The organism is Nonomuraea sp. NPDC049480 (assembly GCF_044465905.1).
Classification (GTDB): domain Bacteria; phylum Actinomycetota; class Actinomycetes; order Streptosporangiales; family Streptosporangiaceae; genus Nonomuraea.
This window is the reverse complement of record NZ_JBITMD010000018.1, coordinates 18,203-36,225: the sequence shown is the minus strand read 5'-3', so window position 1 is coordinate 36,225 and position 18,023 is coordinate 18,203. Positions and strand designations below refer to the sequence as shown.

Annotated in this window: 19 protein-coding genes; 9 read left to right on the top strand and 10 right to left on the bottom strand. The window is 71.3% G+C overall.

The window, feature by feature from the left end; translation table 11 throughout:
* Positions 1 to 8 precede the first annotated feature (8 nt).
* Genes ACIBX3_RS39465 through ACIBX3_RS39445 form a run of 5 tightly spaced genes read left to right on the top strand, consistent with a single transcriptional unit; the run spans position 9 to position 5,205 of the window.
* The gene (locus tag ACIBX3_RS39465) at positions 9 to 1,220 is read left to right on the top strand and encodes a DegT/DnrJ/EryC1/StrS family aminotransferase (RefSeq protein WP_397125666.1); all 1,212 of its coding nucleotides are present in this window, start codon (positions 9 to 11) and stop codon (positions 1,218 to 1,220) included.
* Positions 1,217 to 2,128 carry a sulfotransferase gene (locus ACIBX3_RS39460; RefSeq protein WP_397125665.1) on the top strand — a complete coding sequence of 304 codons (912 nt, stop codon included), beginning with the start codon at positions 1,217 to 1,219 and terminating at the stop codon, positions 2,126 to 2,128. The genes ACIBX3_RS39465 and ACIBX3_RS39460 overlap by 4 nt, the downstream gene beginning before the upstream one ends.
* Positions 2,129 to 2,158: 30 nt before the next feature.
* Positions 2,159 to 3,730, top strand: coding sequence for an AMP-binding protein (locus ACIBX3_RS39455; protein WP_397125664.1), 1,572 nt, complete (start codon positions 2,159 to 2,161; stop codon positions 3,728 to 3,730).
* Between the two features lie 2 nt (positions 3,731 to 3,732).
* A complete protein-coding gene (locus ACIBX3_RS39450; protein WP_397125663.1) occupies positions 3,733 to 4,872 on the top strand; it encodes an acyl-CoA dehydrogenase family protein in 1,140 nt (379 codons plus the stop codon).
* A 51-nt stretch (positions 4,873 to 4,923) separates the two neighbouring features.
* On the top strand, positions 4,924 to 5,205 hold the full coding sequence (locus ACIBX3_RS39445; protein WP_397125662.1) for a hypothetical protein: 282 nt from the start codon (positions 4,924 to 4,926) through the stop codon (positions 5,203 to 5,205).
* Here the strand turns inward: ACIBX3_RS39445 and ACIBX3_RS39440 are convergent.
* Positions 5,197 to 6,066 carry an SDR family oxidoreductase gene (locus ACIBX3_RS39440; RefSeq protein WP_397125660.1) on the bottom strand — a complete coding sequence of 290 codons (870 nt, stop codon included), beginning with the start codon at positions 6,064 to 6,066 and terminating at the stop codon, positions 5,197 to 5,199. The genes ACIBX3_RS39445 and ACIBX3_RS39440 overlap by 9 nt on opposite strands.
* A gap of 58 nt (positions 6,067 to 6,124) precedes the next feature.
* Here ACIBX3_RS39440 and ACIBX3_RS39435 point away from each other — a divergent pair, with 58 nt between their 5' ends.
* Entirely contained in the window at positions 6,125 to 6,487 is a 363-nt protein-coding gene (locus tag ACIBX3_RS39435) for a winged helix-turn-helix transcriptional regulator (RefSeq protein ID WP_397125658.1), read from the top strand.
* Between the two features lie 557 nt (positions 6,488 to 7,044).
* On the opposite strand, the gene ACIBX3_RS39430 is transcribed toward ACIBX3_RS39435, so the two are convergent.
* Positions 7,045 to 7,788, bottom strand: coding sequence for a LacI family DNA-binding transcriptional regulator (locus ACIBX3_RS39430; RefSeq protein ID WP_397125657.1), 744 nt, complete (start codon positions 7,786 to 7,788; stop codon positions 7,045 to 7,047).
* An 87-nt stretch (positions 7,789 to 7,875) separates the two neighbouring features.
* On the opposite strand from ACIBX3_RS39430, the gene ACIBX3_RS39425 reads away from it, so the two are divergent.
* Positions 7,876 to 8,055 carry a hypothetical protein gene (locus ACIBX3_RS39425; protein ID WP_397125656.1) on the top strand — a complete coding sequence of 60 codons (180 nt, stop codon included), beginning with the start codon at positions 7,876 to 7,878 and terminating at the stop codon, positions 8,053 to 8,055.
* Positions 8,056 to 8,139: 84 nt separating this feature from the next.
* On the opposite strand, the gene ACIBX3_RS39420 is transcribed toward ACIBX3_RS39425, so the two are convergent.
* The 4 genes from ACIBX3_RS39420 to ACIBX3_RS39405 form a co-directional block, all read right to left on the bottom strand.
* Positions 8,140 to 9,138 carry an amidohydrolase family protein gene (locus tag ACIBX3_RS39420; protein ID WP_397125655.1) on the bottom strand — a complete coding sequence of 333 codons (999 nt, stop codon included), beginning with the start codon at positions 9,136 to 9,138 and terminating at the stop codon, positions 8,140 to 8,142.
* A 120-nt stretch (positions 9,139 to 9,258) separates the two neighbouring features.
* Entirely contained in the window at positions 9,259 to 10,110 is an 852-nt protein-coding gene (locus tag ACIBX3_RS39415; RefSeq protein ID WP_397125653.1) for a fumarylacetoacetate hydrolase family protein, read from the bottom strand.
* Positions 10,107 to 10,964 carry a dioxygenase gene (locus ACIBX3_RS39410; RefSeq protein WP_397125652.1) on the bottom strand — a complete coding sequence of 286 codons (858 nt, stop codon included), beginning with the start codon at positions 10,962 to 10,964 and terminating at the stop codon, positions 10,107 to 10,109. Before ACIBX3_RS39410 ends, ACIBX3_RS39415 begins: the two co-directional genes overlap by 4 nt.
* Complete coding sequence (locus ACIBX3_RS39405; protein WP_397125651.1) at positions 10,961 to 11,101, bottom strand: hypothetical protein; 141 nt, start codon at positions 11,099 to 11,101, stop codon at positions 10,961 to 10,963. Before ACIBX3_RS39405 ends, ACIBX3_RS39410 begins: the two co-directional genes overlap by 4 nt.
* A 148-nt stretch (positions 11,102 to 11,249) precedes the next feature.
* Between ACIBX3_RS39405 and ACIBX3_RS39400 the strand changes: the two genes are divergently transcribed.
* On the top strand, positions 11,250 to 11,939 hold the full coding sequence (locus ACIBX3_RS39400; protein ID WP_397125650.1) for a FadR/GntR family transcriptional regulator: 690 nt from the start codon (positions 11,250 to 11,252) through the stop codon (positions 11,937 to 11,939).
* Positions 11,940 to 12,109: 170 nt separating this feature from the next.
* Here the strand turns inward: ACIBX3_RS39400 and ACIBX3_RS39395 are convergent, their stop codons facing one another.
* A complete protein-coding gene (locus tag ACIBX3_RS39395; protein ID WP_397125649.1) occupies positions 12,110 to 12,862 on the bottom strand; it encodes an HAD-IA family hydrolase in 753 nt (250 codons plus the stop codon).
* Positions 12,863 to 13,166: 304 nt separating this feature from the next.
* On the opposite strand from ACIBX3_RS39395, the gene ACIBX3_RS39390 reads away from it, so the two are divergent.
* Positions 13,167 to 14,147 carry a zinc-binding dehydrogenase gene (locus ACIBX3_RS39390; RefSeq protein WP_397125648.1) on the top strand — a complete coding sequence of 327 codons (981 nt, stop codon included), beginning with the start codon at positions 13,167 to 13,169 and terminating at the stop codon, positions 14,145 to 14,147.
* A 393-nt stretch (positions 14,148 to 14,540) separates the two neighbouring features.
* On the opposite strand, the gene ACIBX3_RS39385 is transcribed toward ACIBX3_RS39390, so the two are convergent.
* From ACIBX3_RS39385 to ACIBX3_RS39375, 3 genes are all read right to left on the bottom strand, one after another.
* Positions 14,541 to 15,842, bottom strand: coding sequence for an MFS transporter (locus ACIBX3_RS39385; protein WP_397125647.1), 1,302 nt, complete (start codon positions 15,840 to 15,842; stop codon positions 14,541 to 14,543).
* Entirely contained in the window at positions 15,839 to 16,951 is a 1,113-nt protein-coding gene (locus ACIBX3_RS39380) for a MerR family transcriptional regulator (RefSeq protein ID WP_397125646.1), read from the bottom strand. Before ACIBX3_RS39380 ends, ACIBX3_RS39385 begins: the two co-directional genes overlap by 4 nt.
* Before the next feature lie 263 nt (positions 16,952 to 17,214).
* Complete coding sequence (locus ACIBX3_RS39375) at positions 17,215 to 18,009, bottom strand: putative hydro-lyase (RefSeq protein ID WP_397125645.1); 795 nt, start codon at positions 18,007 to 18,009, stop codon at positions 17,215 to 17,217.
* Positions 18,010 to 18,023 lie beyond the last annotated feature (14 nt).

Sequence of the window (18,023 nt, the reverse complement as noted above, 5' to 3'; positions counted from 1 at the left end):
AGGGACCAGTGAATCGACCACCGCTGAGAGCCTGGCCCACTTACGACAAAGGCGATGTCTTCCTCAGCGCCGAGGACATCGCCGCGGCGATCGCCGCGCTGCACAACAAGCTGTTCTTCCGTTACGATTTCCGGCCGCACGAGGAGACATTCACCGGGCTCTTCGAACGGCGGCTGTGCGAGGTGTTCGGCTCGCGGCACGCGCTGGCCTGCGCGAGCGGCACCACCGCGATCGCACTGGCCCTGCTCGCGCTCCAGCTCCCACCGGGGTCGCCGGTCGCCTGCCCGGCGTTCACGTTCGCGGCCACGCCGAGCGCGATCCTGCTGGCCGGGCACCGGCCCGTGCTCGTGGAGTGCGACGAGAACCTGCACCTGGACGTGGGTGACCTGCGCCGCGTGCTGGGCGAGGGCGCGCGGGCGGTCGTGGTGGTGCACATGCGCGGCTTCGCCAGCGACATGCCGGAGATATGCCGGCTCGCGGAGCAGCATGAGGCGTACGTGATCGAGGACTCGGTGCCCGCGCTCGGCGCCCGCCTCAACGGCCGCTGGCTGGGCACGTTCGGTCACTTCGGTGCTTTCAGCACCCAGTCCGACAAGTCGCTGAACACCGGCGAGGGCGGCTTCCTGCTCACCGACGACCCGGAGGCGTACGCCAGGGCGGTCGTCTACAGCGGCGCGTACGAGGGCAGGATGGCCCGCCACTTCCCCGGAGCGGGAGCCGTCCCCGACGTCGACGACCTGGCCTTCCCCATCTTCAGCTTCCGCATGGACGAGATCAGGGCGGCGCTGGCCGGGGCCCTGCTCCAGCGGCTGCCCGCCCGGCTGGAGGCACACCGGCGCAACTATGACCACGTGGCCGGGGAGTTGTCCGGGCTCGACGGGATCGCGCTGCGTCAGCCGGTGGCGCCGGGCGCGTACCTGGGCGAGGCGGTGGTGTTCCGGCTGCCGGGAGCCACGCCCGCCGAGTGCGCCGCGTTCGCCAGGGCCGTCACCGACGAGGGCGTGGACGCCCGGGCGCTCGGCGACCCCGGCGACGTCAACGTGCGCGCGTTCTGGAACTGGCGCTTCCTGCTCGGCGACGACCCGGAGGCGGCCAAGAGTCTGTGCCCCGCGTCTGCCCGCTACGTCGGCGAGGCCATCGACATCCCGCTCTCGGCCAACCTGGGCCCGCGCGACTGCGAGCACCTGGTGGCGGCGGTCAGGAAGGCGGCGGCCCGATGAGGGTGCTCTACGTCACGGGCTGGTGCAGGTCGGGCAGCACGCTGCTGGGCAACCTGCTCAACGAACTGCCGGGCGTGGCGCACGTGGGCGAGCTGAACTACCTGTGGGCCAACGGTGTCCTCCACAGCGGCACCAACAGTTCCTGCGGCTGCGGCAAGGACCTGCAGGACTGCGAGGTGTGGCGCGAGGTGCTGCACCGGCTGGGCGGCTCGGCGGTCCAGTCCCTGGCGACGGAGATGATCGGGCTGCACGACGCGCGCCTGCGCACCCGCTTCACCCGCGAACGGCTGCGCGAGGCGCGCGGCCTGGCCCGCCCGCCGCGTGACGTGCTACGGATCGGCGAGGTGAAACGGCGGCTCTACACCGCGATCGGCGAGGTGACCGGCGCGGAGGTGATCGTGGACACCTCCAAGTTCCCGGCCGAGGCGGCGCACCTCATGGGCCTGCGCGACCTGCGGCCGCGGACGCTGCACATGGTGCGCGACCCCCGCGCGACCGCGTACTCCTGGCACCGCGCCAAGGGCTACATCCCGGCGATGAGCCCCTTGCACAGCAGTGCGTACTGGACCGGCTTCAACGTGGCGTCCGAGTGGATCGTGCGTGCCTTTCCCGGCGAGTGCCGCAGGCTCCGGTACGAGGACTTCGCCGTGCGGCCCGCCGAGACGGTCGACCGCGTCATGGCGTGGGCGGGCCTCACCGGCCTCAACCCGGTGACCAGCGGGAACTCCGGGAGTACAGCCACGCTCGGCGTCAACCACACCGTGACCGGCAACCCCGACCGGCTGCGCACCGGCCCCGTGGCCATCAGGCCCGACGACGCCTGGCACGCCGCGCTGCCGGTCTCCAGCACCGCGCTGAGCACCCTCACCGCCCTGCCGCTGATGGGCAGGTACGGCTACCGGCTATAGGAGCTACCGGATACAGGAGAGCGAGCAGGCATGGACGACTGGCGAAGCGATCCCGAGCGCTGCTACCGAGAGGGCTGGTGGCGGGACGCGACACCCCTCGACGACCTGCGGCGGGCGGTGGAGCGTCATCCGTCGCGGGTCGCGATCACGGCGCACCGCACGGACGGGCTCACCCGCCTGACGTACGCGGATTTATCCAGACTTGTGGAGCGGTTCGCCGGAGCCCTCGCCGGGCTGGGCGTGGGCCCCGGCGATGTTGTCGGGGTGCAACTCCCGAACTGGTGGCAGTTCCCGCCGCTCGCGCTGGCCTGCATGCGGATCGGCGCGGTGGTCAACCCGATCATCCCGATCCTGCGCAAGCGCGAGGTCGGCTTCATGCTGGAGCGCACGGAGGCGAAGGTGTGCGTCGCGCCCGCGACGTTCCGGGGCTTCGACCACGCCGGGATGCTCGCGGAGATCGCCAAGGAGGTGCCGACGCTGCGGCACGTGGTGACCGTCGGCGGCGGCCCGCTCGACTTCGACGACGTCTTCATGTCCGGCGTCATGCCCGCCGCGGATGCGCGGCCGGGCCCCGCGGAGGCGAGCCCCGACGACCTGGCCCAGGTGATGTTCACGTCCGGGACGACCGGCGAGCCCAAAGGCGTCATGCACACCCACAACACCCTGTACGCCGGGATCCGCACCGAGGCCGAGGCGCTCGGGCTCGGCGAGGACCTGATCGTCCACATGGGCTCGCCGCTCACCCACCAGGCCGGATACCTGTACTGCTTCCTGATGCCGCTCCAGCTCGGCGGCCGGGCGGTGTTCCAGGAGGTGTGGGACCCGGACGTCATGCTGGAGCTGGTCGAGTCGGAGGGCGTGAACTTCGGCATGGGCGCCACCACGTTCGCCGTGGACGCCATCGCCGCCCAGCGGGCCCGCCCCCGCGATCTGACGTCGCTCGTCGCGTACGCGTGCGGCGGGTCGCCGATCCCGCCGAAGGTCGTGGAGGAGGCGCGCGAGGTGCTCGGCGTGCGCATGTACGCGCTGTGGGGCATGACGGAGAACGCCACGGTCACGATCACCCGCCCGGAGGACCCACCGGACCTCGCCGCCCGCTCCGACGGCCGCCCCGCGCCCTGGATGCGGGTCCGGATCGTGAACGACCGGCTCCAGGTACGCGGCGCGAACCAGTGCGTCGGCTACTGGAAACGCCCCGACCTGTACGCCGAGTCGCTCACCGAGGACGGCTGGTTCGACACCGGGGACCTGGCCAGGGACGACGGCCACGGCGGCATCCGGATCACCGGCCGGGCCAAGGACCTGATCGTCAGGGGCGGCGAGAAGATCCCCGTCGTCGAGGTGGAGGCCGCGCTGTGGCGGCACCCGCGGATCAAGGAGGCGGCGCTGGTGGCGTACCCGGACGAACGGCTCGGCGAGCGGGCCTGCGCCGTCGTCGTCGCGGACGGCGAGCCGCCCTCGCTGCCGGACCTCCAGCGGCACCTGGAGGAGCTGGGGATGGCCAAACAGTTCTGGCCCGAACGGCTGGAGGTGGTGGCCGAGCTGCCGAAGACGGCCTCGGGCAAGGTGCAGAAGTTCGAGCTGCGGGAGCGGGTGGGTTGAGCATGGACTTCGCCTTCAGCCCCGGCCAGGAGGAGCTGCGCGCCCGGGTGCGCGACTTCGCGGCCGAGCGCCTGGCCCCCTTCTACCAGTCCGACGACCGGACGGCGGCGATGCGCCCCGAGCTGCCGGGCGAGCTGGCCCGCATGGGGCTGCTGGGCCTGCGTGTCCAGCGCGAGCACGGCGGGGCCGGCGCCGACGCCGTGACCACGGGGCTCGTGCTGGAGGAGCTGGCCCGCGCCGACGTGAACAGCTGCTACCTGGTGCTCAACGCCGCCCTCGTGGCCGACATCCTGCAGGCCAACTCCTCGCCGGAGCAGCAGTCCGCCTGGCTGCCCGCGCTGGCGTCCGGCGAGCTGATCCCGGCGATCTGCCTGACCGAACCGGGGCACGGCTCCGACGCCGCGGCCATCGAGCTGCGCGGAAGGCAACGGGACGGGGTCTGGCTGCTGGACGGCGAGAAGACGTCGATCATGCTCGGCATGACCGCCACGCACGGCCTGGTCTTCGCCAGGACCGGCGGGCCGGGCGCGCGTGGCGTCACGGCCTTCCTGTGCGAGCTGTCGCCGGTCAAGCGCGAGGCGTTCACGGACCTCGGCAACCGGGCCGCGGGACGCGCCCATCTGACGTTCGACGGGCTCGCCGCCGGGCCCGAGACGGTCGTGGGCGGCGAAGGGCTCGGGTTCATTCAGGTCATGCGGGGGTTCGACTATTCGCGGGCGCTGATCGCGCTGATGGCGGCGGGCACGGCGCAGGCGGCACTCGACGACGCGCTGGAGCGGGCGCGCACGCGCGCCGCCTTCGGCCGCCCGCTCGGCGCCTTCCAGGGACTGAGCTTCCCCCTGGTCGAGTACGCCACGCAGCTACGGGCGGGCAGGGCGCTGTGTTACGAGGCGCTGTGGCGCAAGGACCAGGGCCTGCCGCACACGACCGAGGCGAACATGGTCAAGTGGTGGGTGCCCCGGATGGCCGCGGACGCGGTCCAGCAGGCGCTGCTGACGTTCGGGCAGGCGGGCTACTCGGAGGAGCTGCGGCAGGCACAGCGGCTGCGTGACGTGATCGCCCTGCAGATCGCGGACGGCACGGCCCAGATCACCAAGCTGGTGGTCGCCCGTCAGCTGCTGGGCCGCGAGTACGCTCCCTGACGGCTGTCGTCATCGGCGGGTGGGGCGGGCTGCCTCGGCCGGCTCGCGTACGTGGACGAGCGCGACCGTGACGTTGTCCAGCACCGACATGTGCGGGAAGAGATCGAAGTGCTGAAACACCATCTCGATCCGGGACCGGATCGGATCCTCGGGCACCCCGCGATCGACGGTCCTCACACCGTCGAGGACGATTCGCCCGTTGCCGGGCCGTTCCAGCAGGTTGACGCACGTCAGCAGGGTCGGCTGGAGCCGATGGAGCTGATCCAGGCCCCGATCCTCGCGCTGCTGCCCGGCGATGGCCCCCGACGCGAGACGGAGGCTTCCCTACCCTGACAACCCGGCACGCCTGGCCCACTCGCGCAACGTCGTCGTCCCAGTCCTGATCAGCGCCGGGTCCGGAGCCGGAGGCGGCGGCGTTCCAGGAGGGGGCGGGGTGTAGGCGGCTGCGACCCCCGCGGCGGCTTCTGGCCCGATGTGCGGGGCCAGCATGCGCTCGTACTCCCCCGGCTCGACGGCCCGCCACCGCAGCTCGCGCCCCAGCGCGGCGGCGAGCTCCGCGGCGGCCTGGTCGCCCGTCAGCGCATGCGGTCCGGCCACGATGCGCAGCGGCGGCGGAGCGGGGTCGGTGACGAACTCGGCGATCACGGCGGCCAGGTCGTCGAGCGCCAGCCACGGCACCGGCAGCTCCGCGGGCAGCGGGTAGGCGATCTCCCCCGCGGCTACGAGCGGGAGCGACCAGGGTGCTGCCAGGTTCTCCATGTACGTGAACGCCGGCCCGACCACCGCGGCGACGTCGACCACGCCCGGCAGTTCGGCGGCCAGCAGCGCCCGGGCGTCCACGAACGGCACTCCCGTGGGCTCGGCGGCCGGCGGGCCGCCGGTGTTGAACACCGCCCTCGGCACCCCCGCGCCCTTCAGCGCGCCAAGCACCGCCTCGGCCTGTGGCACCGCCGCGTCGGCGGCGAACACCAGCGGCAATTGCACGACGACCGCGGCGGCCCCGGCGTAGGCGTCGGTCAGGGAGGCGGGGACGGACAGGTCGGCGAAGACCGGTTCGGCGCCGGCCGGCAGGCCGGGCGCGGAGGTGGGGCGGACGACGGCGCGGACGTGATGGCCCGCGGCGAGGAGACGGCGGACGACAGGGCTGCCCTGGGCGCCGGTCGCTCCATGGACGACAACAGTTGATCTGCTCATGGACCGGCACATTAGTTTCTCATGTGAAGTAGTACCTAGAAGGAAATATTGTTTCCGTATGGAAACCAATGGGGTGGACCTCGCCGCCCGGCTGAAGACGGCGTCCCCGCGAGGGTGCGGCGTCGAGCGGACGCTGAAGGTGCTCGACGGTAAATGGACGACGCTGATCATCCGCGAGCTGTTGACCGGCCCCAAGCGGTTCGGAGAGCTGCGGTCCGCCCTTGGCGAGCCCAGCGCCAAGACGCTCACCGACCGGCTCCGCGCCCTGGAGCACCAGAGAATCCTCACCCGTACGGTGCACGCGGAGGTGCCGCCCCGGGTCGTCTACGAGCTCACCGAGCAGGGCCAGAGCCTCAGCGGCATCCTCTACGCCATGCTCGTATGGGGTGAGGAGCATCCACTCACCGATGAGGATCGCTGAACGGCTCGCGATTCCCGTCAGAACGCTTGATCGCATCTCGCGATGAGGAGTGGGTCTCCCCGCGGGCTCTACCGCCATTGGGCGCCTCCTATCCCCCGCCGAAGGTTGAGGCCCGAAGGCAAGGCGGCTCCCGCGAACGAGAGGGATCACATGGGTGAATACTGGGAGCCGGCGGTCAGTGAGATTGGGAATGGAATCCGGCGTTAACGTGATTCCCGCTGGTCAGCAGGCCCGCGGGTGGCCTATCGATGGCATGCCGACGCTGGGCGGCCGGCAACGTGCCCCGCGGGCCGAGACCGTCGCTTCCGCGGCCCCGGCCCGGGAGCGGGACAGCGGGCGTGGGGCGAAACCGCTGCCCCGCCTGGGAACTTGTCATCGCCCCTCGTCGATCGCGACCTCGTCCAGGGTGATGTCCATCGGAGTGCCGAACGTGATGGTGGTCGAGAACAGCCTTCACTGACCTGGCGACAAGCCGGAAGCCGCGGTCGTGAACACCTGGGCATCGAGGACGGTCCGAGGCCCCACCACCCGGCCCGGCGGCGAAGCCATCGCCGCCGTCACCGAGCATCTCGCTCCGCCCCGGCATCGGCACTGATCGTGACCACCTTTGTCTGGGACGTCCCGCGCGGCATGCCCCGGACCGGAGGCAGCTCGCCGGAACCTCGTCTGACGAGGACACTGGGGAGAGTGACGGTGTGGGGCCGTCCGTCCGGCCTGGCGATCCGTTCCATGGCCAGGAGCGCGGCCTGCCGGCCGATCTCCTGCGGATCTCGAGTGATCGCCGAGATGCCCAGCCCGGTGGTGACGAGATCGGGATGCTCGGCGACGCCGTGCCGGGCGAGAGCGGTGCGGAACCCGGCCAGGCGCTGGCCGGCCCGGAACGACGAGGCGCGTCCGGCAAGCACCGCGATCCGCTGGTGGCCGAGGCCCAGCAACTGGTCGGTGGCCTCGTCCACGGCCCGGTCGTCGTCTGTCATGACGACGTCGCACTCCAGGCCGTTGGCGGGCCGTCCGACCAGGACGACGGGCGTGCCGAAGGTGTGCTCGGCCCGCAGGTATCCGCGCTCGTCGCCGTCGGGCATCATCATCAGGGCGCTGACCCTGCGATCGATCATCGCTCTGGCCAGCTCCGGCTCCCTGCCCGGGTCGTCGTCCGTCGAGCCGATGAACAACTGCAGCCCGGCCTGGCGCAGTTCCTTCTCGGCACCCTCTGCGACCAGCGCCTGGAAGGCGTTGGTGAACCCGGCGATCACCAGTCCGACCGCCCGCACCCGGTTCCCGTGACGCAGGTCGCGGGTCATCGGGTTCGGCGAGTAACCAAGCCGCCGGGGCCGTCTCGACGACGCGCTCCCGAGCGGCTTGAGAGCATCCTGGACCCGCGAACCTTCGTGGAGACCAGGACCAGCGCGGGAGGCACCGCTGCCGTGCGCCGCAAGGAGCTGGCCGCCCAGGCCGCGAAGGACCTCACACGCCACCGGCGAACAGTCGGCTCCCTGGCCGACGGCGTGGACGGGGCCCGCACGCGCCTGCTCCGCGACGCCACGGCGCTCGCCGCTGAACAGACCTGACCAGGCGAGGTCACGATCGCCTGGCGGGCCGCCCGAGCCGGTCTTCCCAGCCGGTGAGGGAGGCGCCGACCGGCTGCGTGCCTTTCATGGCTGCTGGGCGAGCCGGGGGAACAACGCGGTGGCGTTGCTGCTGTTGACCGCCGTGAGCGTGTCGGGGTCGAGAGTGGTGTCGAGCCCGTCCGCGAAGTACTGACCGCCGGCGCCGGGGACGAAGGGCCAGTCGCTGCCGAACAGGACGTGTCCGGGGCGGGCGAAGGCCAGCAGAGTGGGCAGGGCGGCGGGGCTGGAGGAAAGGGCGGTGTCGAAGTAGAAGCCGCGGAAGTCTTCCAGCACGTCCGGAGAGGTGCGCCCGGTCTCCCACTCGATGGCGAGGGCCATGCGGTGTGAGGCGTAAGGGACGAAGCCGCCGGCGTGGCTGAGGATGAAGCGGATGTTCGGGTAGCGCCGGACGATGCCGTTGCGTACGAGCAGGAATGCGGCACGGCTGGTGTCGAGGAGGAAATCGGCGGCGAACGGCGGGATGCCGTCCACGGCGGGTCCGGGCAGTTCTGTGGGGTGGACGAAGACGACCGCATGGCGGTCGTCGAGGGTCTGCCACAGCTCGTCCTGGCCGCCGCTGCCCAGGTAGGCGCCACGGTAGTTGGCCAGCAGGACGACACCGTCGGCGCCGAGCTCGTCCAGCGCCCGCCGGGCCTCTGCCGCCGAGGCGCCGGTGTCGGGCATCGGCAGGGTGGCGAAGCAGCCGAAACGGCCGGGGTGGCCGGCGGCGAGAGATGCGGCGAAGTCGTTGAGCCGGCGGGCGAGGCCGGCGGCATCGGCCGGGCCTGAGAGGAAGCGGGTGCCGGGAGTGGACACGGACACGATCGCCGTGGCGATGCCCAGCAGGTCCATCAGCTCCAGCGCGGCATCCGGGCTCCAGTCAGGCAGGGCGCGGCCTCCGGCGTCGGCGATCCCCGCTTTGGAGAGGAGATCGCGGTAGAAGGGCGGGATGATGTGGTGGTGGACGTCGACACGGGTGACTGCGTCGATCACGGAGCGGCCTCCAGGGGAATTGAGCGGGTCCAGCGCGACGTCGATGATCATGTCTTTCCGGCGCCGACCATACCGCATCGCGGCCGTGGCGAGTCCGGCCCCGCCTGGATCCTGCGGGCGCCGTTCGAGGCGAGTATCAGAGCCAGGCGCAGGGCGTCCGGTGTGGGATGGTCATCGTGTGTCCTCCGGCTGCCGGTCACGGCTGACGATGGGGGTGCGCAGGACGCCGAGCCGGTCGATCTCGACCTCGACGACGTCCCCGGGCTGGAGCAGCCACGGCGGCGTGCGGACGTAGCCGACGCCGTCGGGGGTGCCGGTCGCGATGACGTCGCCGGGGTTCAGAGTGAACGTGCGGCTGATCAGAGACAACACGTAGCCGACGTCGAAGATCATGTCGCGGGTGTTGCCGTCCTGGACGACGGTGCCGTTGACGCGGGTCAGGACGCGCAGGCCGTCGCGCGGATCGCCGGCCTCGTCAGCGGTGACGATCGGGCCCATGGGGCCGCTGCGGTCGCCGTTCTTCCCGAGCGTCCACTGGGTGGTGAGCTTCTGGGCGCGGCGGGCGGTCAGGTCGTTGAAGGTGGAGTAGCCGAGCACGGCGGCCCGGGCGGTCTCGGGGTCGGCGTCGGCCAGCGGCTCGGCGACGTACGCGGCCACCTCGCCCTCCCAGTCCAGGCCCGCCTCTCCCGTGGGGACGGGGGCGGGGACGTCCCCGACGCTGAGCGAGGCCGTCCAGCGGCCGAACAGCGTCGGGTGCTCCGGCACCTCGAACGAGCCCTCGGCGGCGTGGGCGCGGTAGTTGAGCCCGACGCAGATCACCCGCGCCGACGGCGGCACCGGCGGCGCGAACCGCACCGACTCGGCGGGCACGCCGGCACCGGTGAGCCGGGCGGCCTTGGCCGTCCAGCCGCGGGGGTCGGCCCAGAAGCGGGCGAGGCCGGTCACGACCTGGACGGTGTCGCCGTCCAGCCGCGCGATGCGGACGGTGTCGTCTCCGGCGAGCCGCACTCCGGCGAGCTTCACGTGCCGTCCTCCGTCCAATCGTCAGGAACCAGCTTCAGGTCGAACTCGATCTCCTCGTAGGCGCCGTCCATCTCCCACCCCTCGGTACGCGGCCGCGGACGGCAGATCAGCTCCTCTTTGACCGCGAAGGCGGCGTCGGAGTCCAAGTAGGGGTCGCCGGCCAGGAACACGTGGGTGGTCAGCGTCCGGTATCCCGGTGCGGTGACGCGGTAGTGCAGGTGGGCCGGGCGCATGGGATGGCGGCCGATCGCGTGCAGCAGCTTGCCGCCGGTGCCGTCGGTGGGCACCGGGTAGCTGCTGGGCCGGATGGTGCGGAACCAGTAGCGGCCGTCGGCGTCGGTGGTGAACAGGCCACGCAGGTTGCCGCGGTCCTGCGTGGCGTCCTGGGTGTCGTACAGGCCGGTGTCGCCGGCCTGCCACAGGTCCACGACCGCGCCGGGCAGCGGGGTGCCGTCGCAGTCCAGCACCCGGCCGTGCACGACCGTGGGGACCGCCCGCTCCCGCTCGGGGCCGGAGCTGATCCAGGCGCCGAGCTCACGCGCCGGCGCCGGGGAGTGGAAGGGTCCCTCGACCGAGGACGGGGTCATGCCCTCGGGTCCGGCGTGGTTGACGTCGTCGACGGCGCTGGTCGCGCCGAGCATGTCGGACAGCAGGATGAACTCGTTGCGGTCCGGCGTGCACATCTTGCCGGTCTCGATGAGGAAGTCCAGCCCCGCCAGCCACTCGCGCTCGGTCGGACGCACCTCTTCCACGAAGGCGTGCAGGTGCGCGACCAGGGCGGAGACGATCTCGTTCAGGCGCGGGTCCGATCCGTTGATCTGGACGAGCACCTGACGCAGCAGCGGGGTGGTCATGCGGTGCCCCTGGCATCGATCACTTCTGCGTCGGCCTCGATGCCGGGCTCGACCGCGACGATCACATCGGCCGGACGCGGCCGGATGCCCGGGTCCATGGTGAGGACGGTGCCGCACTTGACGAGCAGACGGGTCATGACAACTCTCCTCGGCGCGGAAGAAATAACCGCTGGTCAGCAGGCTGATGGGTGAATGTAACCACCCGGATGTTCAGGGTGTTATGTTCTCGCCGGAGCGTACCGCCGGACCGGGGGAAATGGCCAGGAATCTAGTAGAATCATTCGGGTGATTAACGCTGAACCCCTGACGCGCGCCGAGGCGCTGGCCGCCGACATCGAGTCGATGATCGTCGACCGCGGGCTGGGCCCCGGTGACCTGATCGGCACGATGGACGAGTTCCGCGACCGCTCCGGCTACGGGCGCGCGACGATCAGCGAAGCCGCACGCCTGCTCCACGACCGCGGCACCGTCGAGATCCGGCCAGGCCGCGGCGGCGGCCTGTTCGTGGCCCAGCCCAACCCGATCGTGCGCCTGCGGCACACCCTGCTGACCGTGCGCAGGATGCCCACCACGGTGGCGGACGCGATCGCCGTACGCGAGTCACTCGAACCGCTGATCTGCACCGACGCCGCCCGGCATCGCACCAAGCAGGACATCTCCGACCTACGCCGGCTCATGGCGGCCCTCAAACGCGCCACGACCAGCACGGACCGGTTCATGCGCGCCAACTGGTCCCTGCACGAGCGCATCGCGGAGATCACGCCCAACCATGTGGCCAAGGCCGTCTACCTCGGCATGACCCGGTGCATCAGCGACCTGTCCGAACACGCCGGCCCCGACGACGCCGGCCGCGCCGAGGACTACCTTCGCCTGCGGTCGGAGGTGCACGCCGAACTGGTGGAGGCCATCATCGCGGGCGACGTGGCGCGGACTGCCGCGGCTGTCGAGCGCCATCACGCCCCCTCGCCGGGCTGATCCTTGTCGCCGGTGCGGCCTTCATGACTCTGGAGAGCAACGGAGGGGCATCGGCACGTTCCTGCTTGATCCGCGGGAGGTGCCGCACGTGGCGGTGGACTTTTCGGCGGAGCAGATCGCACGGTCGACGACGACCGGGGGTGCCTGCTCGAGGAGGGGCCTCAGGGACGTCATGCCCGCTCACCGTCCGCGTCGGCGAAGGCCCGATCGACGGCGTCGGCGAAGTCGCCCATGGAGTTGAACTCGAGGTTGTAGGTCCAGCTCTCGCCCGGCTCCGGGGTGGCGCCCCAGCCGGGGCGGTCGTGACGGCGGTTGATCCAGACCGACGGCAGGCCTTCGCGCTTGGCGGGGACGTGGTCGTGGAAGAGGCTCTGGGCCACGTGCAGGAGCCGGCCGCGCTCCACACCGAGCCGCGGGAGGGTGTCGTCCAGCGCGCGGAAGTGGTTCTCGGCCGGCTTGTACGCGCCGACGTCTTCGGCCGTGATGATCGCGGCGAAGTCGCCCTGCAGCCTCTTGTTGCTTCCGGCGAACCCCTCGCGGTGCACGTTGGACAGGATGATCAGCTGGTAGTGCTGGGACAGGCGGGCCAGGGCGCCGGAAGAGTCCGGGAAGGCGGGCCAGTCGGGGATGGAGTCGCCCAGGCGCTGCGCCCACTCCCCCGAGACGGGGCGACCCAGCCGGGTGCCGGTTCGCCGGAATGCCTCGGCGATGACCTCGGGGTAGAGCGCGGTGGGGATCTCGCGCTCGACCGCGGCTTCGTTGCCGGCGTAGGCCAGCAGCAGTTCTTCGCCGCTGAGGTCGAGGCCCTGCTCTTCGGCCCAGGGCGCCAGTACGGCGGCCATACCGGCCTCCCAGTCGATGAGCGTGCCGTAGCAGTCGAAGCTGAGGGCCTTGAACGTGGTGAGGTCCAGGTCCGTGGTCATGGCGAGGTCCTTTCCGGGCGGTTCAGCAAGGGTTCGGATGGCAACGACGGCGTCGGCGCTGGACGGCGCAGTCGTCGAGAGCTTGACGGATGACGTCGGCGATCAGTGCGACTTCGTCCTCGGTGGTGATGGCGGGCAGATCTGAAGCGTGTTGTAACTGAGCGCGTTACCGCGCAGGCCACGGCCGGGCACCGATCGATGGCGGTCCTGTGGGTCTTCGGCGATCGTACGGCGGACTTGACCTCAACCGCACTAGAGGTTGGAGGCTGGAGACCTGAGACCGATCGACACAGGGAGTGTGGTCATGATGCGTGCGATCCAGGTGCGGGAATTCGGTGGTCCCGAGGTGCTGACACCCGCGGACGTCACTGAGCCCGTGGCAGGTCCGGGAGAGGTTGTCGTGACGCTGGCCGTCGCCGACGTCATCTACCTCGACACACTGCTGCGCGGCGGCTGGGGAGGCGAGTTCTTCCCCCTGAAGCCTCCGTACGTGCCGGGTGGCGGAGGGGCAGGGCGGGTGTCGGCCGTCGGCGAGGGTGTGGATCCGGGCTGGGTGGGGCGCCGGGTCGTGGCCAGGGCGGCCACCGGGTATGCCGAGCAGATCGTCGCCGACGCGGGGGCGGTGGCCGAGATACCCGACGGCCTGGGCTTCGCTGAGGCGGCGGCCGTTCTCCATGACGGTGTCACCGCGCTGAGCTTGGCGCGCGATGCGGGAATCGAGAAGGGTGAGTGGGTGCTGGTGACCGCCGCGGCCGGCGGGGCGGGCTCGTTGCTCGTTCAGCTGGCCCGGGAGGCCGGGGCGCGGGTCGTCGCGGCGGCTCGTGGCGAGCGCAAGCTGGCGCTGGCCCGCGAGTTGGGCGCCGAGGTCACCGTCGACTACTCGCAGGAGGGATGGCAGCAGCGGGTACGCGAGGCGACCGCGGGCGCGGGCGCAGACCTGGTCTTCGACGGCGCGGGCGGTCCCCTCGGCGTGGCGGCGTTCGAGGCGGTGGCCAAGGGCGGCCGGTTCGTCACTTATGGCACCTCCAACGGAGGTTTCGCCGAGATCGACCCGCAGGTGGCCGAGCAGCGGCAGGCCCGGGTGCACAACGCGCTGGAGGACGGACCGCGCGACCCGGCCGGCGTCCGCGAGTTGCTCGCCCAGGCACTCGCGCTGACGGCACAGGGACGGATCCGGCCTGTCATCGGTGCGACGTATCCGCTGGAGCGGGCCCGGGACGCGCACGTCTCGCTTGCCGAACGCACGACGGTGGGCAAGTCGTTGCTGCTCGTATCAGCGCATTGACGTCGTCCCCGGCGTGAACGGGCCGTGACCTGCAGGCGCGCTCTGGGCGCCGACCACGAGATCCCCAGCAGGGCCTGGGCGGCACGCCGCCACCAGCGCCGCAACGCCACGGCCGCCCAGGACCTGACCTGCGTCAAGCGCTGTCGTGCTCGGAAGAATCTCCACGTGGAACGCGGCCGGGGCAGATCTTCGTATGATCCATGAGTGACCGACCGGCGGGCGGAGACGAACCCGATTTCGCCGACGGCTCCGTGCCTTGTGGGGTCTCCCTGGTGGTTGTTTTCACGCAGAGGTCGGAGCAGAAAGCCCGGTCTCGACATCCCGGCCCCCTTACGTCTTGTTGATCATTTGCGTTCCCGTCCGGGGACAGCAGGTGCGGGGATTCTCGGTGGGTCAGAGGTCGTGGTGCCGAGGGGTGTACGTCCGCAGTTCCGGAACCGCCCAGGCGATCGCCGCCACGATCACTGTGGTGAGCAGCCCGCCGGCGCAGATCACTGTTCGGGGATCGAGGATCGATGCGGCGGCCCCGTGCAGCAGGTTCGCGACGTGTGGACCCCCGAAGAGGACGACGGTGAGCGATCCCTGGATCCGGCCGCGCATGGCGTCGTGGGTGTGTGCCTGTGTGATGGCGTTGCGGAAGGTGCTCAGCACGAAGTTGACGGCACCGCCGAGGACGAGCGTTGCCAGCGCGATCCACAGATGTGCGGCCAGTCCGAGGCCCACGACGGTGATGCCCCATGCCGCGGCGGCCGCCGCCATGAGTGCACCGTGGCGACGGGCGCGGGTGAACGTGCCCGACAACAGCCCGGCCGTGACGACCCCGGCCGGATAGGCGGCGTAGAGCAATCCCAGCTCCAGGCCGCCTCCCGCGAGTCCGCCGTAGGTGTGCTGGGCAAGCTCCGGGAACAGGGCTGTCGGCATGCCGAAGACCATCGCCGCGAGATCCACCGCGAGCACCGCCACCAGCAGCCGGCTGGCCGCCAGGTACCGGAAACTGGCCAGTACCTGGCCGATCGTGGGGCGACGCTTGCGGTACCGTGCGGCCGGATTGTTCGATGGTCCGGCCGGGTGAGGGTGGGGCGGCAGCGGTGGCAGCTTGACGACGGCCCACACGACGGCCAGCAGCGCGACGGCGTCGAACAGGTACAGCGTGCCGAGCCCGACAGCCGGTATCAAGGCACCGGCCAGTACCGGTCCGAGGATCGACCCGGCGTAGCGGGTCAGAGAGCTGAGGCTGTTGGCCGCCGGTAGAAGCTCGACCGGGACGAGGCGGGGCACCGCGGCGCCCATCGTGGTCATGATCGCCCCGAAGGTCAGCCCCTGGCAGGCGACCGACATCATCAAGACGGGAACGGAGCGTCCGCCCAGCGCGGCATGGATCCACAAGGCCGCGTACGTGAACGCGAGGCCGCTGTGGGCCGCCAGCAACACTCTTCGCCGGTCCATGACGTCGGCGAGGGCGCCGGTCCACAGCGCCGCCACGACCAGCGCGACGAACGACACCGCGCCCGCAACCCCCACGGCCGCCGAGGAGCCGGTCACCGTGAACAGCTGCGCCGGCACGGCGACCACGCTGAACGAGCCGCCCACCGCGCAGACCGCCGATGCCGCCCACAGCCGCCGGTAGGCCGCGATGGCCAGCGGGCGGCGGTCTATCGTGTACGCGCCGAGCGACCGGGCCGTTGACCTGATCACTGCCCGGTGCCGCCGGCCTCGGCTGCGGACGGTGTCTCCAGGCTCACCACGTCGGCGACGACGCAGGCGATGTTGTCGGGGGCGCCGGCGGCGTACGCCCGCGCGACCAATTCGTCGAGCACTTGCTGGGGGGCGCCCGGCCCGGTCAGCACCTCGCGCAGCGATCCGGCCGGTACGACGGTGGACACCCCGTCGGAGCACAGCAGGTACCGGTCACCGGCCACGGTCCTGTGCAGCGACAGTTCCGGCTGGGCCCCGCCTGTACCGGTCAGCGCTCGTGCGAGCAGCGAGCGCTGGGGGTGCGAGGCCGCTTCCTCCGCGGTCAGCCGGCCCTCGTCGACCAGCGATTGCACGTAGGTGTGGTCATGGGTGATCTGGAACAGCTCGCCGTCGCGTACGAGGTACGCCCGGGTGTCTCCGATGTGCACCAGCGCCAGCCGGGAACCCGACCACAGCAGTGCGGTCAACGTGGTGACCGCCTCCCCCGACGGCGTTGACGCGGCGATCTCCCCGATGGCCCGCTCGGCTTCACCGACCGCGTCGGTGAGTGCCCCGAGCAGGTCCTCGGCCGGTACGGCCATGGTCTCCAGCGGTTTGAGCGCGTCGACGGCCGCCGCGCTCGCGAGGTCCCCGCCTGAGCCGCGGACCCCGTCGGCCACCGCCAGCAACCGGGGGCCGGCGTAAGCGGTGTCCTCGTTGCTCGTGCGCACCAGTCCCGACTCTGACCGGGCGGCGTAACGGATCCCCAGTACGGTCGCCGTCTCTTCCACGGTGCTTCCTCTTCCCGACAGATAGTCGACGAGGAAAGTGGCCAACTGCCCGCGGGCGGCGGTTTCGGCGAGCACCTGCTCCCAGTAGCCGGCGATCTCTTCGGCCGCCGCGGGCGGCGGCAGGTCGCACACCCGCCGGATACGGGCCAACGGCATACCCAGCCGCCGCAGCCAGGCGATGAGCCGGGCCCGCTCCAGTTGCGTCGGATCGTAGAACCGGTATCCGGACTCGCCGTCCACCGCGGCCGGCCGCAGCAACCCGAGCTGGTCATACAGCCGCAGCGCTTTCGGCGACAGCCGCGCGGCGCGGGCGAACGCCCCGATCGTCAGCAGCCGCACCACTCCTCCTCGTCCCGGCCACCGTGGCCGGTTCCGACGATGGTGCGGCTTCACCCAAGGGGAAGGTCAACACAGCGCCGTCGGCCGGCCGGCCGCTTTCCCCGTCCAGGAAGGCTACCCCGGCCCCCTGTTCATGTGAGCGGCCGCGAACGGCGCGCCGGCCGTCCTCCGCGGCAGCGACGACATGCGCACCGGCAGGTACGGACACGCGCTCCACGAAGACCGTTTGTCAGGGTCGCCGGGCCGACCTCGTCGAGGGCCGGTCAGGGGATCTGGTAGGTGCTGTCCCGGACGTCGGTGATGGCCATGAATCCTGGGGCGTGTCCGATGGCGAAGGGCGGTCGCGACTGCATCACCGCCGCCTGCGCCGTCACCCCGCACGCCCAGAAGACCGGGATCTCCCCCGGCCGCACCTCGACCGGATCTCCGAAATCGGGCCGGTCGAGGTCGGTGATGCCGAGTGCGCGCGGGTCGCCCACGTGCACCGGCGCGCCGTGCACGGCCGGATAGCGTGAGGTGATCCGTACCGCGGTCGCCACCAGGTCGGCGGGTACCGGACGCATGCTCACCACCATGGGCCCGGACAGTTCCCCGGCGGGCCGGCAGGCGCGGTTGGTGCGGTACATGGGCACATTCGTCCCCGCCTCGATGTGCCGTACCGGAACGCCCGCGTCCAGCAGTGCCGCCTCGAAGGTGAAGCTGCAGCCGAGGAGGAAGCAGACGAGGTCGTCCCGCCAGTGGGAGACGACGTCGGTGACGTCGGCCACCGGTTCGCCGTTCTCGTAGATCCGGTAGGCGGGCAGGTCGGTACGCAGGTCGCCGCCGAAGACGGACGCGGAGACGGCTCCCGGCTCGGTCACGTCCAGCACCGGGCAGGGCTTCGGATTGCGCTGCGCGAACAGCAGGAAGTCGTAGGCGCGGTCCTTGGGCACCGCGATCAGGTTGGCCTGGGCCCATCCGGCCGACCAGCCGGTGGTGGGGATTCGCAGGCCGTCGCGGAAGAGCAGCCGGGCCTGCTCCGGGCGGAGCGGTGCGGGGTCGGTCACGGTCGCTGTCATCATGCCTCCTGCTG